General features: G+C 67.5%; 11 protein-coding genes and 2 pseudogenes. 9 read left to right on the top strand and 4 right to left on the bottom strand.

Going from position 1 to position 17,336, the window contains the following annotated elements; all coding sequences use genetic code 11:
- Positions 1–237: 237 nt before the first annotated feature.
- The 6 genes from ACZ67Q_RS37615 (at position 238) to ACZ67Q_RS37590 (ending at position 12,552) form a co-directional block, all read left to right on the top strand.
- The gene (locus ACZ67Q_RS37615; RefSeq protein WP_471191574.1) at positions 238–7,917 is read left to right on the top strand and encodes an RHS repeat-associated core domain-containing protein; all 7,680 of its coding nucleotides are present in this window, start codon (positions 238–240) and stop codon (positions 7,915–7,917) included.
- The gene (locus ACZ67Q_RS37610; protein WP_471191571.1) at positions 7,917–8,192 is read left to right on the top strand and encodes a hypothetical protein; all 276 of its coding nucleotides are present in this window, start codon (positions 7,917–7,919) and stop codon (positions 8,190–8,192) included. The genes ACZ67Q_RS37615 and ACZ67Q_RS37610 overlap by 1 nt, the downstream gene beginning before the upstream one ends.
- Before the next feature lie 431 nt (positions 8,193–8,623).
- On the top strand, positions 8,624–9,559 hold the full coding sequence (locus ACZ67Q_RS37605) for a Dyp-type peroxidase (RefSeq protein ID WP_471191627.1): 936 nt from the start codon (positions 8,624–8,626) through the stop codon (positions 9,557–9,559).
- On the top strand, positions 9,546–10,352 hold the full coding sequence (locus tag ACZ67Q_RS37600; RefSeq protein ID WP_471191568.1) for an ATP-binding protein: 807 nt from the start codon (positions 9,546–9,548) through the stop codon (positions 10,350–10,352). The genes ACZ67Q_RS37605 and ACZ67Q_RS37600 overlap by 14 nt, the downstream gene beginning before the upstream one ends.
- Positions 10,353–11,235: 883 nt before the next feature.
- Positions 11,236–11,721 carry a lamin tail domain-containing protein gene (locus tag ACZ67Q_RS37595; protein WP_471191565.1) on the top strand — a complete coding sequence of 162 codons (486 nt, stop codon included), beginning with the start codon at positions 11,236–11,238 and terminating at the stop codon, positions 11,719–11,721.
- A 189-nt stretch (positions 11,722–11,910) separates the two neighbouring features.
- Positions 11,911–12,552, top strand: coding sequence for a DUF6417 family protein (locus ACZ67Q_RS37590; protein ID WP_471191562.1), 642 nt, complete (start codon positions 11,911–11,913; stop codon positions 12,550–12,552).
- A gap of 237 nt (positions 12,553–12,789) precedes the next feature.
- Here the strand turns inward: ACZ67Q_RS37590 and ACZ67Q_RS37585 are convergent, their stop codons facing one another.
- Positions 12,790–13,296, bottom strand: coding sequence for a hypothetical protein (locus ACZ67Q_RS37585; protein ID WP_471191559.1), 507 nt, complete (start codon positions 13,294–13,296; stop codon positions 12,790–12,792).
- A 190-nt stretch (positions 13,297–13,486) separates the two neighbouring features.
- A complete protein-coding gene (locus ACZ67Q_RS37580) occupies positions 13,487–13,690 on the bottom strand; it encodes a hypothetical protein (protein ID WP_471191557.1) in 204 nt (67 codons plus the stop codon).
- A gap of 103 nt (positions 13,691–13,793) precedes the next feature.
- Here ACZ67Q_RS37580 and ACZ67Q_RS37575 point away from each other — a divergent pair.
- Positions 13,794–13,916, top strand: a pseudogene (locus tag ACZ67Q_RS37575) (Ku protein); the annotation flags it as partial.
- A gap of 405 nt (positions 13,917–14,321) precedes the next feature.
- On the opposite strand, the gene ACZ67Q_RS37570 reads toward ACZ67Q_RS37575, so the two are convergent.
- Together ACZ67Q_RS37570 and ACZ67Q_RS37565 are read right to left on the bottom strand one after the other, a co-directional pair.
- A complete protein-coding gene (locus ACZ67Q_RS37570) occupies positions 14,322–15,203 on the bottom strand; it encodes a hypothetical protein (protein WP_471191554.1) in 882 nt (293 codons plus the stop codon).
- Positions 15,204–15,489: 286 nt separating this feature from the next.
- Complete coding sequence (locus ACZ67Q_RS37565; protein WP_471191551.1) at positions 15,490–16,113, bottom strand: TetR/AcrR family transcriptional regulator; 624 nt, start codon at positions 16,111–16,113, stop codon at positions 15,490–15,492.
- Between the two features lie 204 nt (positions 16,114–16,317).
- Here ACZ67Q_RS37565 and ACZ67Q_RS37560 point away from each other — a divergent pair, with 204 nt between their 5' ends.
- On the top strand, positions 16,318–17,133 hold the full coding sequence (locus ACZ67Q_RS37560; RefSeq protein WP_471191548.1) for an oxidoreductase: 816 nt from the start codon (positions 16,318–16,320) through the stop codon (positions 17,131–17,133).
- A gap of 16 nt (positions 17,134–17,149) precedes the next feature.
- Positions 17,150–17,325 (top strand): annotated as a pseudogene (locus ACZ67Q_RS37555) (UBP-type zinc finger domain-containing protein); the annotation flags it as partial.
- Positions 17,326–17,336 lie beyond the last annotated feature (11 nt).

The following is a 17,336-nucleotide window of genomic DNA, read 5'->3' as shown; positions in this document are numbered from 1 at the left end:
ATCGATTTGCGCGATGACTGTGTGGTCGGTGGTCCTTGCGCTCAGTCATGTGCCTTGGGGGGGAACATGGGTTCGCGCACTGGATTTCTGCCTGCGTTCAGACGTGGCCGGCGGCGGCGCACAGTGGCGACGGTGGGCGCGTTGATTGTCGCGCTCACCGCAGGGACCGTGGCGGCCCAGGCCGAAGCACCATCGCCGAGCCCGTCCCGGGATGCGCGGTCGAAGAGCGCGGCGCCGGTGAGCACCGTGCCACCGCAGAAGCCCGCGTCTCCTTCGGCCACGGCTGCCGCCGAGCCCACCACCAGCAACGCGGTCTACGCCTACGACGCGGCGGGCCGCTTGGTGGGAGTCACAGATCCCGCGGGGCAGACTGCCCGTTACCGCTACGACGAGGCCGGCAACCGGCTCGGCATCGACCGTTTCGCCTCCAATACGCTCTCTGTGTTGTCGGTGGTACCGCTGCGGGCGAGACCCGGTGCCGAGGTCACCGTGTCCGGCACCGGATTCTCGGCGACGCCCGCCAACGACGCGGTGTCGTTCGGTGGTGCGACGGCGAAGGTGACGCGGGCATCGACAACGAGGCTGGTGGTGACGGTCCCGGCCGGTGCGGGCGACGGCCCGGTGTCCGTGGCGGTCGGCGGCAGCACGGCCACATCCGCGGAATCCTTCACCCTGGCGCCCGTCGGTCCGGTCGTCCAAGCGGTGGAGCCCGCGGCCGGCCCGCCGGGAACCCAAGTGGTCATCACCGGCACCGGGTTCGCGGCCGAGGCTTCGGACAACGTGGTCCGCTTCAACGGCGGGACACTCGCCGAGACGGTCGCCGCCACGCCCACCTCGCTCACGGTGAAGGTGCCCGAGTCCACCACTACAGGCCGCATCACCGTTGAGAGTCCCGACGGCAGTACGACCTCACCCGGCGATTTCACGATCCCCCTCACGGAGGGACAGGCGGACTTCGAGACCACGGTTCGCACCTCGGCGACCGACGAGAATCCTCCTTCCGTCGCGATCACCCAGCCCGGCAAGCGGGCACGGGTGCTGTTCGACGCCGAGCAGGGCGAGGACATCGGCGTCGGCTTCACCCAGTCCACCTACACCTCATCTCCCACGGTTCAACTTGTCGACCCGCGAGGGGAGATCGTGGGTGACACCGGCCACATCTACCCGGGCTCGAGCGACTTTGAGGTGAGGGACCTACCGGTCTCGGGCACCTACACCCTCGTCATCGACCCCACCGGAGATGTCACCGGGGCCGCGACTGTCACCCTTTCCCACCCGGCGGGCGGCGAACTGCACCTCACGGACGACCCGGCTGCCACCGCTATGAACCGGCCCGGGCAGGACGGAGCGTGGACCTTCGCCGCGTCGAAGGGCGAGTCGTTCAGCCTGGGCGTGGACGGCGCCCGGATGACGGACACCACGTCTGTGCGCCTGTACGGGCCAGACGGGCAGCAGGTGGATTCCATATCGCTGTCCAACGCGTCCGACTCCTCCATGGACATCGATGCGCTGCCCACCAGCGGCACATACACCCTGTATGTGGATCCGGCGAACGGTGCAACAGGAACCGCGACCGTGACCATCTCGCACTACGCGCAGGCCGGAGTGCTCGACCCGGTCGGCCCGGCCGCGCAGATGGTCATCACCCGCCCTGGACAGGACGGCACCGCGTCCTTCACCGCAGCGACCGGCCAGACCGTCTCGCTCGGTGTCACAGCGACCGCTTTCGCGTCCTACACGTCTGTGCAGGTGTACGCCCCGGACGGCACCAAGGTGGACAGCTTCACCGTGTCCGCAGGCAGCACCACCGAATGGGACAGCAAGCCGCTTCCGCAGACGGGCACGTACCGGGTGAAGGCTCAGCCTGCCCGTATCGGCACCGGAAACCTGGCTGTCACCCTGTCCACACCCGTGGACGCAGGACGAGCGAGCAGCACTGGCGCTGCCATTCCCGTCAGCGTGACCCGTTTGGGTCAGGACGCCACCGTGACGTTCAACGCTTCAGCTGGGGACGATCTGTCACTCGGCATCACGAAGAACACCTTCGCGAGCTACTTCTCCCTCACCGTCAACGCGCCGTCCGGAGGCAAGGTCGTCTCGACGACGGTGTCCTCCCTGCAGTCCGACACACAGGGCCTTTCGGATCTGCCGGAGACGGGCACGTACACCGTGACTATCGACCCGGCCAGCGGTGCACAGGGCAGCGCTGAGCTGACCCTGTCGGCCGACCGGTTGACGGACATGACCGTGGACGGCTCTTCAGCTCCGGTCACCGTCTCGCGTCCAGGGCAGCGGGTGCGTGCGAGGTTCACCGCCGCGGAGGCGAGCCTGGGTCTGGGACTCACTGGGAACAGCATCGACCAGAACACGTCCGTCCGTCTGATCACAGCGGCTGGCGGGGACGGTACGTCCGTCGGCCTGATGTCGAAGAACACCGCCCAGGCTCTCCAGCTCAGCGGCTTGACGAAAGGTTCGACCTACACGCTCCTGTTGGAGCCGCAGTACGCGGGCACCGGCAGCGTGACGTTGTGGCTGTCCTCGCCCGTGAGTGCGGGGGCCTTGTCGCCGACCGCCCGCACAGGCAGCATCACTCGCCCCGGTCAGGGGCTGGAGTACACCCTCGACGCGAAGGCCGGCGACGGTGCCGCCGTGGTGTTCTCGGGTACGACGATTACCGGCACCACCCGGATCGGCTGGTGGGAGCCCGGCGCGACCCAGTCGGACAGCCTAGGTTCCCTGTCGTCGTCCACGACCGACGCCGACCTGCGCGCACCGCTCAAGGCGGGGACGCACCGGCTGACGCTGCAACCCGTCAACCCGGTGACCGGCAGCACCACCGCCACGCTCGTCCCCGACGTCAACGCCGGCACCCTCACGACAGGCGGCGGAGCCAAACCCGCCACGATCACCACCGCCGGCCAGAACGCCCGGTACACCTTCACCGGCACCAAAAACAGCAAGCTCACTCTCACAACGGGCAGCACACCACCGTCCACCTGGTACCTGTCGGTGTACGGACCGGACGGCAAATGGCTGATCGACGCGAGGTCGATGTCCACCACCACGACCTCCTACGCCCTGCCGGCCCTGCCCGCCGACGGCACCTACACCCTCACCCTCGACCCGGCGTCACTGAAGACAGGCACCTACAGCATCGGCCTGTCGACCACCCCCGCTGCCGGAGCCTCGGCCACCAGCCGCGCTGAGAAGAACGCCACCGCCCGCGCCGGGAAGGTGGCCCCGGAAGGCGGCGCCGCAGCGGCGAAGGCCGGCGGCGGCACCGTCCCGACAGGCACCGATGCCTGGCAGCCCGACCGGCACAACCTTGCGGGCCGCGACTGGGTGACCCGACGCGGCGCACAGCCGAAAACTCCGGCGCCGCTGCGCGCCCCACCCGGCACCACCGCCCTGACCGGCCGCGTCCTCAAACTCGACGGCAAGCCCCTTGCCAAGGTCACCGTCCGCGTCGGCGCGCGGAGCACCCGCACCGACGCCCAGGGCCGCTTCCTCCTGACCGGCATCAGCGCCGACGCCACCACCCTGGTCGTCGACGGCTCCACCGCGGCCACGAAGCAACGCACCTACGGCCGCTTCGACATCCGTGTCCAACCCAAGGCCGGTACGGCCGTGGACCTCGGCTTCCCGGTGTGGATGACACCGCTGGACACCCGCCACACCGTACATTTCGACGCCCCCGCACAGCAGAACGTGGTCCTGACCACCCCGCAGATCCCGGGCCTGGAGGTCCGCCTGCCCAAGGGGTCGGTGGTGCGTGACGAGAACGGGCGCGTGGTCACCGAGCTCGGGATCACCGCGATACCGATCGACCGGCCGCCCTTCCCGCTGCCGAAGGACGGCGTCGTACCGGTCTTCTTCACCGTGCAGCCGGGCGGCACCTACGTCTTCCCTGCCGGCGCGCAGATCGTCTACCCGAACTACACGCACGAACCTCCCGGCACGCGCGTGGACTTCATGGACTACGACCCCAAGGACAAGGGGTGGTATGTCTACGGCCACGGCGAGGTCAGCGCCGACGGCAAGCAGGTGGTCCCGGACGCCAAGACGAAGGTGTGGGCGTTCCACGGCGCGATGTTCAACACCCGCTCCCTGCCGCCATGGCTGACGTCCTGGCTGGACGACGCCCTCGACTGGCTCTCCGGCGACCCGGTGGACCTGTCCACGGGTCTGCTCACCGACTCTCGCACCGACCTGGCCGTCGACGACGGCCTCACCCCGATCGAGGCCACCCGCACGTACTGGCAGGGCGACACCGAGCAGCGCGCGTTCGGAATCGGCCGCGACCTTTCCTACAACGTCTTCCTGCACTCCCGGGAGCAGTACAAGGAAGTCGACCTGTATATGCCGGGTGGACATACGGTGCACTACGTCCGCACCTCCGCAGGCACCGGTTTCAGCGACGCGGTCTTCGAACCCACGGCCTCGGGAGCGTTCCGCGGCACGAGGATCGCCTGGAACGGCAAGAGCGGCTGGGACCTGACCTTTCCCGACGGCACCGTGTGGGTGTTCCCCCAGTATTCGGCGTTGAAGGAGATCCGCGACCGCCACGGCAACACCCTCACCCTCACCCGCGCCGACGGCAACCGCGGGCCTCTGACCCGTCTGGCCACGGCCGGCGGACGCTGGATCACCTTCACCTATGACACGCAGAACCGGGTGACCCAGGCGCGCGACAACTCCGGGCGCACGGTGGCGTACACGTACGACGGCGCAGGCAGGCTCGAGACCGTCACCGACCCTGCGGGCAAGGTGAGTTCCTACACCTACGATGGCGCCTCCAACCGCATCGCCACCGCCAAGGACGCCCGCGGCATCGTCTACATGACGAACACCTACGACACCGACGGCCGGGTGAAGAAGCAGGTCCTGACCGACGGACAGCAGTACTCCTTCGCCTACACCACCACCGGCACGGGTCAGATCACGGCAACCGAGGTGACCGAACCCGGGGGAGCGGTGCGACGGGTGGAGTTCGATGCCGGCTACGGCGTCTCCGACACCCAGGCCTATGGCAGTGACCTGGCCCGCAAGACCGTCTACCAACGCGGGCAAGGGCACCGCATCGACGCGGTCACCGACCCCTACGGGCGGCGCACGGAGCTGTCCTACGACAACCAGGGCCGCATCACCCGTTCCGTGGAACTCGTCGGCACAGCGGATGCCCGTTCCAGCGGCAGCATCACCTACGGGCCCTACGACCAGCCCGCCACCGTCACCGACCCCCTCGGCCACACCACGACCTACACGTACGCGCCCGACGGCGACCTGAACAAGGTCACTGACGCTGAAGGCCGGGCAACGACCGTCGCCCACAACAGCGCCGGACAGGTCACCACGGTCACCGACGCCGCGGGAGCGGTCACCACCTACACCTACACCCGCTCAGATCTGACCGCGATCACAGACGCCGAAGGCCGCACCAGCACCCAGTTCACGGACACAGCCGGCCGGCCCAGCGTGCTCACCGACCCCTCCGGCGCGGCGACCACGGTGACCTACGACAAGCTCAACCAGACCCGCACGATCACCGACCCGCTCGGCCACACCACCGCCCTCGCCTACGACGCCGGCGGCAACCTCACCACCCTGACCGACGCCCGCGGCAACACCACCACCTGGACCTACGACGACTCCGACCGCCCCGCCACCGCCACCGACCCACTTGGCGCGCAAGCCCGCTTCGAGTACGACACGGCCGGCTACCTCACGCGGGCGACCAGCCGCTCCGGCACCGCAGCGGTCGCCGAACACGACCTGCTGGGCCGGCCCACCACCACCCGCTACGGCGTCAACGACCTCAACCAGGCGGAATCCACCGCCACCTACCGCTACGACGCCCACGACCTGCTCCAGCAGATCACCGACAGCCAGGCCGGCAACCAGTCCTTCACCTACGACGCCTACGACCGCCTCACCTCGACCACCGGCCCCACAGGCACGGTCGACTACGCCTACGACGCCGCCGACCGCCGCACCCAGATGACCGCCGCCGCAACGAGCACCACGTACGGCTACGACACCTCCGACATCCTGACCTCCGTCACCTCCGGCAGCAGCACAGTCTCCTTCGGCCTCGACGCCGTGGGCCGCGAGAAGACCGCCACCCTGCCCGGCGGAATCACCCGCACCACCGGCTACGACGCCACCGGCGCCATCACGTCCATCGCCTACACACGCGGCACCCAGACCATCGGCGACCTGACCTACACCCGCGACCCGGCCCGCGCCCTGCAAACGGGCCTGACCGGCTCACTGGCCAAGGTCGCCCTGCCCGCCGCCGAAAGCGGAACGCAGTTCGGCAAGGACAACCGCATCACCACCTACGCCGGCCGCAGCTTCACCTACGACACAAACGGCCAGCTCCAGAACGACGGCGTCCGCAACTACACCTGGAACGCCCGCGGCGAACTGACCGGCCTGACCAAGGCCGGCACCGCCTCCTCCTTCGGCTACGACCCGCTCGGCGGCCGCACCACGAAAACCACCGCCGGCACCACCAGCCGCTACCTCACCGACGCCACCAACCCCCTGGTCGAGCAGGACAGCTCAGGCACGACCAAGGCCACCGTGGCTACTTCCGGCCTGGACGAGTTCCTCACCCGCACCGAAGGCGGCACCACCCAGGTCTACCTGACCGACGCCCAGGGCACGGTGGTCGGCCTGGCCAACCCCGACGGCACGGTTGCCACCACCTACGCCTACGACCCCAACGGCACCCCCACCGCATCCGGAGCAGCGACCACCAACCCCTACACCTTCACCGGCCGCGAAGACGACGGCACCGGCCTGCTCTACTACCGCAACCGCTACTACGACCCCCAGACCGGCCGCTTCATCTCCCAGGACCCCATCGGCCACGCCGGCGGCACCAACCTCTACGAATACGCCCTCTCCTCCCCGACCACCTACACCGACCCCTCCGGCAACAACCCGATGATCGCCGGCTGCGTCATCGGCGGCCTCATGGACGGCGGCCTCGACTGGCTCACCCAGCGCCTGTCAGGACGCAAGGTCAACTGGGGACAGGTCGGCATGGCCGCCCTCACCGGCTGCGCCAGCGGCATGCTCGGCGAGGGCCTAGCCGCCTTCGCCAAGGGCAGGACCGCCGCCCGCGCGGCCAGCTGCGCACGCAACAGCTTCACCGGCGACACCCCGGTCCTGATGGCCGACGGCACCCACAAACCCATCAAGGACGTCGAACTCGGCGACACCGTGATCGCCACCGACCCGCAGACCGGCGACACGGGCCCCCGCAAGGTCACCGCCCTCATCCACGGCCAAGGCAACAAATCCCTAGTCAAGCTCACCGTCGACACAGACGGCCTCACCGGCACAAAAACGGCCACAATCACGGCAACCGATGGCCACCCATTCTGGGTCCCCGCCCTGCACCGCTGGATCAGCGCCGGCGATCTGGCACCGGGCCAGTGGCTGCAGACCAGCTCCGGAACCTGGGTCCAGATCACAGCCGTCAGCCACGGCATCCGACCTGCTTCGGTTTACAACCTCACCGTCGAGGACTTGCATACGTACTATGTGTTGACAGGCGAGCAATCGGTACTCGTTCACAACAGTGGGCCTAGCTGCGGCTCTATTTGGGTCGACAACAATCGAATTGAGCACCACTTCAAGCACGCCGAGGACTTCGGGGTGTTCGGGAAGTGGGGCAAGGATACGAGGCTAGAATTCCTGGCGGCCCTAGAGCGGTTCGTTAAAAATCCAGGTAACGTACGACTTTCCGGAGACTATCGCGGCATCCCCGCTATTCATTACGTAAACATAGAAACGGGGCAGCATGTGTCGATGGATATGGCCTCGGGTAAGCTTTTGGCTGCCTGGAAGAATGATCGAAACGATCAGCAGTTCTGGAGGCTCATGATGCTGGGCAGGTTGAAGTAGTGCGCAAATTCGAGGCCCTCCTCATCCTTGCGGAGGCGGTGGCTGAGGGCAGGTTGACAGTCCATGAGTTTTCGGCACTGTGCCTGCCTCTCTATAAGTACTACCCCGCTGAGTACACTTCGGAGCAACACTATGAGGCGGCGTCGGATCTGTTCGTCATCGCAGACGACTACTGGGCGGGTGAGGGGGAAGCGCCTGCCGGTACGTTAAGCGAGGAAGAAGTCAAGGTGGCGGCGGCCCGGATCGCCGCGAGGATGCGATCGCTGCTCGAATAAATTGTGCTTGATCGGCAAGCGTTTTGAGGTGAGCGGTCGGGTGGCGCTGGCCGAAGCGGTCGGGGAGTTCCGCTCTCAGGATGTGAGCGGATATCCTTTGATTCACTCACGGGAATGCCTCGCGGCCCAGGGAGTCGCCCACGAAGTCCTGGTAGTGCGTCAGCTCCAAGCGGCCTGTGTAGGGCGGGCGTCGGGCGGAGGTGACCGGCGCGTTTCGGGAAGTCAAATACGGAGGCAGGTGTGGCGCTGACTTCAATGATAGAGCGTTTCTTGCGGGCGGGCGCGCTATGGTAAAGAGAAGCAGGCGCGCAGTTTTGGGTGCTTCTTTAGTCGCTGCCGTTGGAGCGGTCGGGGTGGCCACCGCTCTGGCAGGGGCGGCGGCAGAGGATGAGTCACTTCCCGAGAACGTAGCCCCGGCTCATCTGCGTGGTGTGGCTCCTCTCCCATATGCCCACGTCCTGAGCCTCGATCTTGCTTCACATACGGAGTCGCGAGTGAGGGCGCTGCGCGCCGCGTATGGGGTAGTCAAGGCGTTGGACGGTGGCCGGATGGATGCCTGGCTGGGGCTCGGGGCGAATGTGTTTGCCGACGGGGCTTACAGGCCTCGCCGACTCCGGCAAATGCCGGTGTTCGCAGGGGATGTCCTCGATCCGCTCACATCGCACGGGGATCTTCTGTTGCAGGTCACCGGTACATCGGCCGACGCGGTGCGGGAGGCGACGGTACGGGCGATCAGCGGCTTGCCGCAGTGGCGGGTGCGGTGGCGGCTGGAGGGAGAGCGGCCGGAGAACCGTACCGAGCACGGCAGGGGCCTCGCCCGTAATCCCTTCCATTTCACTGAGGGGTACGGCAACCCTGCCACCGTCAGCGAGATCGCCGGCCGCGCCACCGTTCAGCCTGAGGACGATGAGCCCTCCTGGGCAGTCGGAGGCAGCTATCAGGTGATACGGACCATTCGGCTAGCCACCGACTTCTGGGACCGTGAACCTGTGCACGAGCAGCAGCGCATCATTGGGCGCCGCCAGGACGGGCGCTGGCTGGACGGGAGCAGCAGCGATGAGCGGCCTGTTTTCGCCACCGACCCACGCGGCCACATCACTCCGCTCGACGCGCACGTCCGCAGAGCGGCACCGGACCCGCGTAATCCGCCGCCCGTGGTCCGTCGCAGTTACAACTACGACCAGGGCTCCGACGACCGGGGCCTGATCTTCTGCTGCTTCCAGCGCGACACGGCCACGGGCTTTGAAGCGGTGCAGCGCAGGCTGCAAGGTGAGGCGATGGCCAAGTACACGCTCACCGTAGGAGGCGGCTACTTCTTCGTCCCACCGCCCGGCGACGCCTGGCTCAACGCTGTTGAATGGGGATGACGCTGCCTCGACCGCGTCTCCACCGCTCCGCCGAACCTACCCGAGTGTTACGCGACGACGGCCGGCGCTACACGGCGGCTCCGGCTTCGGCAAGACCCTCGCCGTCAACATCTGCCTGCGCGAACTCCGAGCACGAGGACGTCCGCAAGATCACCTTCCGGGCCCGTCCACCGCCCGCGCGGTGCGCTACGAACTGTTCACCGCGCTCGACCTGGCCGGTGAACCACCGCGCCACCCCAGCGAGTTCGACCGCCTGCCGAAGACCGCCCTGGCCGAACGCCCCCGCATCTTCCTCGTGGACGAGGCCCAATGGCCAGGCGGGGAGGTATTCGAATACTTCCGCTACCGGTGGGACGAACCCTCAACCCAGCTCGCGACCATCTTCGTCGGCGGAGAGGGTGGCCTGTACGAGCCGAGGGCCTCAGATCACATGGAGGCCATGCGGTGCGGTTCGTCTGCCGAAACTTCGGGCTTTCGGATCTGCCCGCGGCGCGGGCTCACCCCCCAAGAGGCCCCCCTGGAAGTGCCTCTCCTCGACGTCGAGGCAGAGCTCTCCATCCAGGAGCAGGGACGGGTGGTGTGGTCCGAAGAGGCGTTCCCCGTGGCCGAGCTGGCGTACCACTCGGCGCTCTGGATGCAAAGGCCGGCTGCCGGCCTTGAGAACTTCGAGCTCGACTCGATGCAGGCGGAGGAGGGACGGATTCGCATCGTGAACTCCATCGACGGCTGGCGGTCGGCTCCCTCCTCACGCCGAACTTCTGGACCTCTGCCGTCACCTGGGATGTCTTGGTAGCGGCGATCAAGCAGTTCGACCGCTCCGTTGCGCGAGGGTGTTGCCGCGATGGGTATCGATCCTGCCTTCATCCCGAAGCCCTGACGGCCGGGACAGGCCTGTTACTCACAGTGGAATGATCATCGCGTGGCTGGTGGCCTTCTCGGTCACGGCGCGAGACGGCAGCCGCTCTCGTGGACAAAACCAAGCGGGTTGGCTGTCTGCCACCGTTTCGAGACGCACCAGGAGCCGGTGGGCAAGCGGATCGTGGCGTTCGTGGTCCAGGCCGACGATCCGGCCGGAGACGAGGCCGGTGATCAGGTCTGCTGATACTGGGCGGCCCCCCGGCGAAGGGAAGGGGCCGCTCAGCACCCCGCATTCACGCAGGTGACCAACCAGGCTAGACCGAGGAAGCTTGGGCAATGTGCCCGACCGGCGTGGCGCTACCACGCCTTGGGTGCCTACTAGCGCATGCCCAAGGCGTCCCAGTGCTGCGCGATCTCCCGGGCCGGGCCGCGCGCCGGCGGGCTTCCCGGCGGCGCGGTAGGCCGGGTGGTCGCCTGGCAGTGTCCGCCGTTACTCACTTTCGAGTGAACGCTTCTCGGTCGGTGGGGTGGCGGGACCTGGCGGACCGTCACCTCGACCCGGGCGCTGCAGCGCCTGCACCCGAAGCTGGGCGTCAACCTAGTGCATTCACTGCTTTCGATGGCCATTACAGGTGAGAGTGAGAAAACTCTGTTGAATTCGTAATAACGACCCGAATCTCCCACACACGCCGGGGGTGGCGACTGCATGGTGTGCGGGTGCGGCCGACCGGCCTCACACCAGCACAACGCACCCGCCGGAGGTGCGGCAGCGCCGCCTGTCTCCGGCTTGGGTGTGCGCACCCTGAAGGGGGACCTTGGTGTCCGTTTCTTCTTCCGCCCGCCGTCTGACCGCCGCTACCGCCGTGGCTGCCGCCCTGGTCGGTGCCGCCGCGCTGCCGGCCATGGCTGCCGACCACCACCACGGCTCGCGTGAGCGTGCGGCAGTGAAGATCAGCGCGGTGCAGTACGACTCCCCGGGACGGGACGACCGCTCCAATCGCTCTCTGAACGCCGAGTGGGTGGAGGTCACGAACAGCACCCGCCGGGCGGTGAACCTGGGCGGCTGGACTCTCCGCGACGAAGCCGGCCACACCTACACCTTCCACCACTTCCGCCTGGAGGGCCGTTCCACCGTCCGCATCCACAGCGGCGTAGGCCGCGACAACCGGCACGACCTGTTCCAGGACCGCCACAACTACGTGTGGAACAACAACCACGACACCGCCACCCTGCGCAACGACCACGGCCGCTTCATCGACGACCTCTCCTGGGGCCGCCACCACCGCGGTGGACACCACCACTGACCCCACCCGCGGCATGAACTGACGCCCGGCAGCACGGGCGCCAACACAGTGGGGCCACCCTCGTCGGCGGGGGTGGCCCCACCCGCATCCTCCCGGCTCCTACCACGAGCGCAGGACGGTCGTGGAATCATTCGCCTCTCTTGCTCTCCAGGCTCTACCGTCTGCTCGGACATCGGGCGAGGGCGAAGGGTGATCACGAACGCGCGGCAGGCACGGCTGGACGCCCTACACGCCCTGCGCGAACGGGAGACGGAATCCGTGTACGGCTGGGTGCTGTCCACCGACGTGCCGCCCGGCCTGCAGCAATCTCTGCAGAGCGCGGCCGCCCACGGCCTGGTCGAACTCGCCGGCCGTGAAATGCGCGCGGAACTGTCCGCCCACGAAGGACGCCCCGTGCTGTGGGCGGCCCGCCTCAGCGACCAAGGCCACGACGTACTGACCTACCTCCACGCCGCTCCCGCCCCCGCCCTCAACAGCAAACCCCGCGCGGACGAGGAGCGGGTGATCGAGCTGCGGCCTGCGCAGATGGATGCCCTGCGCGTCTACACCCACCTCGCCCCGGTTCTGCGCGTGGCGCCGGCCGACGGCCTCGTCGAGCGCGTGCGCACCGCCCACTTCGACCGCCCAGACAACCGCTGGCGCCTCACCCTCACCCCGGGGCAGACCGACTCGGTCGCCTACGCGTACTACCTGCGCGCTCTCACTGGCTCGGTGGCGGAGGCCAACTGGTTTGCCCGCGAGTACGGAGTCGCCTACCGGCTCGACCCGGCTACAGGACGCCCCAGTGCCATGCGCATGCCGTCGCAAACCGTCTCCCCCCTGCTGTCCTGAGCTCGACCCAGGGGGGCTCTGACGGTGGGCGCCGATGACATTCGCGGAGGGATCTTTCAAGATGTCTTCTCACCTGGCGCTGCCAGCCTGGAGTGGCCTTGTAGGCAGGGCAAAGTGAGGGTCCCGGCCGGGAGCCTGGGACCGCGCCCGGGAGGAATCTGCTCTCACTCCCGGACGCGATGACACGCTCGCGGTCCCGCTACGAGGCGACTGTGCGGTTGCAGCTATCCCGAACGGCTACGAACCCATTTCGCGTGTCATGAGGTATGTGTTTCCGATGTCGGGATCGCCGTAGAAGAAGAACAGCTTCAACTCGTCGTGCTGATCCCGGTCCACATAGAAGGACCACGCGTATGTCGATGGTGGTCCAGGAGCCGACGTGTCAGGGACCGTCGGGGACCGGCTCTCCACTCGGGTCCGGGCTGTCAGCGCGAGTCGGACGACCTGTCCGCCGTCGTCGTCGGTCAGTTGCCAGGTTCCCGTACCGGAGAGGCGCCAGCCGTCCTCGAAGTCGAAGTCCTGCCCGTCGAGTTTTTCGACGAGAGCCGTTCCGTCTGTGCGAAGCACCACGTGCGTCCCCTCGACGTTTTCCCAGCCCCCAGCGACTTCGGCCGCCGTGGTGTCGTGGATCCCTGTTCCCCTGTAGTACTGATAGGGGCCGGCACACGCAGTCAGAACAGCCAGAATCGCCATCCCGCCACCGAGGGCCGCCACCCGCGCACGCAGCCCGCTGCCGCTCGCCATCAGGACCTCCCGCCGTCCGCCCGTTTCGGCCAATCGATAGGGCTATGCCGAGGAGAGGTACCTTGTCAGACTAGTTGAACGCGTTCAACTCTGTGGCTGGAAAGGCGGCACGAGCCTCCGGCGGACTCATACATCCGGCGCCGCCCGCAACCAACGATGAGCACCGCGAGCACAGCATTTCCGAGACCGGCTAGCTCCATACGTCCGGACCGCCGCCGCGCCACTCGATGTCGTCGGAGCGGATGATGTCGAGGTCGTCGACACCTTCCATGCCGGCGTCCTGCAGGAAGGCGACCACGTCGCGCAGCCGGTAGGCGCGACCGAGGATCGTATCGCCTGCTCTCACGCGCCGGCCGCCCTGGTTGTCGGGTGGATACACGATCACCTGGACCATGCCTCAAGCCTCCCGCCGTGCCCTGGGCGGCGCATGGTGCGGTGCGCCGGTAGTGCGGGGTTCGTAGGCTGGGGGTGCTCGGGGCTACCACGGAGGACCTTTCATGCCCCGGACGATCTGGAGCGGTGCCATCAGCTTTGGCCTGGTCACGGTGCCGATCAATGTGGTCGGTGCGACCGAGGACCACAGCATCCGCTTTCACCAGTACCACCGTGAGGACGGCGGTTCTCTGGGGCAGCACCCGTAGTGCGAGGCAGGCTCATTCGGTTTTGCGCAGCTCAGCGTCGGTTGGGTGGACGCTAGCAGGTGCAACATGTGTGGTGGTATCGCCGTTTCAGGTGAAGCCCCGAGCATCGACGGCGGACGGGCAGCATCTCCCTTCCCGTCGTCGCGGACGCCTTTCTGTGTCAAGTCCCGCGTGTTCGGCTAGCGTTCCGCCGTCGGCGCTTGCTCCGGGTGTGAGTAGTTGCGGTACAGGAAGTGCCGTTTGAACCACTCAGGTTTTTGAAGGGTTCCTTGAAGGCCCTGCAGGGTCCGTGCGGCCTCGCAGTCCGATCTTCAGAAAACGTTCGTTTCCTGAAGGCCGTGCTACTCCGCGGAGAGGGTGACGGGTGATCTCTCACAGCGGAGATTAGAGATCCATATCGAAGCTTGAATGGTCGTCAAGGCCGGCTAGCTCAGTTCCTTGTTCGAACTTCTGAGGGGATTTGAGCTCCTCGGCGGAGATACGACCGTACGGGGATCGCCGTGGCCGTTCCTCTTCGTCGTCAGACAGCACGTCCAATTGCCGCTTCTCGCGTGGTTCCGGGACGGTCGCCTGCTGGCCGTCCACTGGAGTGGCATCAAGGTCCTCCAGCAGAGCGGCGAGGGGGTCCTCCACTGGAATGGCGAGGGGCTCGGCCAGATCCCCGGCACAAGCCCGCAGCTGGTCGGCCAGTTTGTGTAGGCGATCGACGTTGCTCTTGTGCATGGCTTTGCCGAGCATGCGGGTCAGATCGTCGACGAAAGTGAGGAAGGTGGGGTGCAGGATGTACTTGCCCAGCTTGACCGCTGCCTCCAGTGTTTCGCTGCCGCGGGCCCAGTCGGTGACGAGAGTGGCGGTCCAGCCTTCGGGCGAGGCATGCGGGAGCATCAGCCGTCCCAGAACGTCTAAGGCGTCGGCCGCCTGCTGCTCCCCGGGGTGCGGTACGTCGGACGGGTTCTTCACGCCGAGGTCGGCCTGTGCCCAGCTGCGCGCCCGTACGTGCACGGCAAGCGTGAGAGCGGTCCGGACGAACTCCTCCTGTTCCGCAACCCCGGTCGGCGGAGGGCATGGCTCATCGGGGCCCAGCATCGCCCGGACGTGTCCCGCCAGGACACCCAGAGCCCATGTCTGCTTGTGCGGGTCCTCAGGGCTGCGGCGTAGTTCCCGGGCCGCGTCACGAGCAGCCCTCAGTACCCCATGTGCCAGTCGGTCGAGCTCCGCAGGCGATGTAGTGGACCAACGCGGCTCCGGACGGTCATCGTTGTCCATGCTGCACCATCTCCCGTGGCCGGACCACAGTATGAGCACGAATAGCCGGCAAGCCAAGGACGCCCTGTATGGGCACCGCGGTTCCATGCCTACTACCGAACGCGACGGTGCCGAGACCACCGTGGACCAAGCTTCCGCGCACCGTACGTCCAGTTGACGCGGGTTACGGTTCAGCTGGACCAGAAGACTCGAACATGTCCTCGTCCTTCACCACCGTCATGGTCACGCCCTCGACCGGGAAGGCGAACCGGGCCTCTGCTGCTTCTGCAATTCCTCGTTGGCCTTCTCAGCGGTGGCGCGGGCGAGGCAGCAAGGCGAACGCGCTCTCCGCTATCGAGGTCAGGCGGTCGGGGCTGTGGCCGTACGCGCCGACGACATCGCTGCCGCGGATGATGGTCAGCAGAAGGTACGCGAGGTCGTCGGGATCCGCGTCGGGGTCGATGTCGCCGTTGCGCTGTGCCGCTCGCACACACTCGGTCACCGCCGCCAGGACCACCGAGAAGCATTCGCCGGCCAGGCGTTTCACCTCGGGGTCGGAGGCGCCGATCTCCAGGGCCATCTTGGCGGCGAAGCAGGCCGATCCCGCCCGGTCGGGGGCGGGGGGTACGTCGGCGGCGAGCGGCACCCCGTGGACGGCGCGAAGCAAGTACGCGTGCAATCGTTCCAGGGCGCCCTCGTCCGGTCCGTCGAGCATTTTGCGCGGACCCTGCGCCAGCCGGCCGAAGTAGCCGGTCATAGCCTCCAGCAGCACGCCGTGCTTGCCGTCGAACGCGCCGTAGAGGCTGCCGCGGCCCAGGCCGGTGGCGGCACTGATGTCGTCGACGCTCGTGCCGTTGTAGCCCGCGGTGCGGAACTGCCGCTCGGCGGCATGGAGGACGTGGTCGCGGTCGAAGCTTCGTGGTCTCGCCATGCACAGAAGGTAAAGCCGACCGACCCTTCTTGACAACTCAGTACAGAACTGCCTAGGTTTCGGACTGTTCAGTAAAAAACCGTCCTGAGCTCGCCGGACAGGCGTGGTCCGGGCTTGCAAAGCTGGCGCGGACCGTGTCGGCCTCAGCGCGGGCGACGCCGCGCAGCGCCCGACGAAGCCATGCCCACAACCGAAGGAACCACCATGCAGACAGCTCACCGAGTGGCCCTCGTGACGGGCGCTTCCTCCGGGATCGGGCGGGCGGCCGCGCTCGCCCTGGTGGGCGCCGGCTTCGCGGTGGTCGGCACGAGCCGCAACGCAGCGAAGGCCGAGCCGCTCGCCGGGGTGACGTTCCTCGATCTCGACGTGTCAAGCGATGAGTCGGTCCGCGCCCTCGTCGGGGAGGTCATCGATCGGTTCGGTCGGATCGACCTCCTGGTCAACAACGCCGGCGTGGGCGCGGTCGGCGCCGGCGAGGAGAGCTCTATCAGCCAGGCCAAGGAGGTCTTCGACATCAACGTCTTCGGCCTGATGCGGATGACCAACGCAGTACTGCCCCACATGCGCGCCCAGGGCAGTGGCCGCGTGCTCAACGTCTCCTCGGTCCTCGGTCTGATCCCGGCCCCCTTCATGGCCGTCTACGCCGCCACCAAGCATGCGGTCGAGGGCTACTCCGAGTCCGTCGACCACGAGCTTCGCGAGCACGGCGTCCGGATGCTGCTGATCGAGCCGGCCTACACCAGCACAAGTTTCGAGGCGAGCAGCATGGCACCCGACTCGCCCCTGCCGCTCTACGCCGCGCAGCGAGAGGTCTCCCGAGACGTGCTGGCCACGGCCGTGCGCAACGCCGACGCCCCGGACGTTGTCGCGAAGGTGATCGTCGCGGCCGCCACCGATTCCAGGCCCAAGCTCCGGTACACCGCCGGCTCGATGGCCAAACGCGTCAGCGTCCTGCGCCGGATCGTGCCCTCGCGCGCCTTCGACGGGCAGATCCGCAAGCTCAACCGACTAGCCGGCTGACCCTGCAGTACGGGGCAGCGCAGGCCATCCGGTGATCCGCAGTGACGAGCCGGGGGAAGCCTGGTTCTGGAACTTCGAGACGTCCGAGCTGCACGATCCCGGTCCGGCCCTGGCTCCCGGCCGCCCACCGCGCCGACCGGCCCACACCGGGACCGGCGGGGCGTGTCGGCGAACTGGGCGGACACGCTGCGCCGAGTGTGGCC

The sequence above is a fragment of the Streptomyces sp. NPDC036813 genome (genome assembly GCF_055609245.1).
This window is presented reverse-complemented; position numbering and strand designations above follow the sequence as displayed.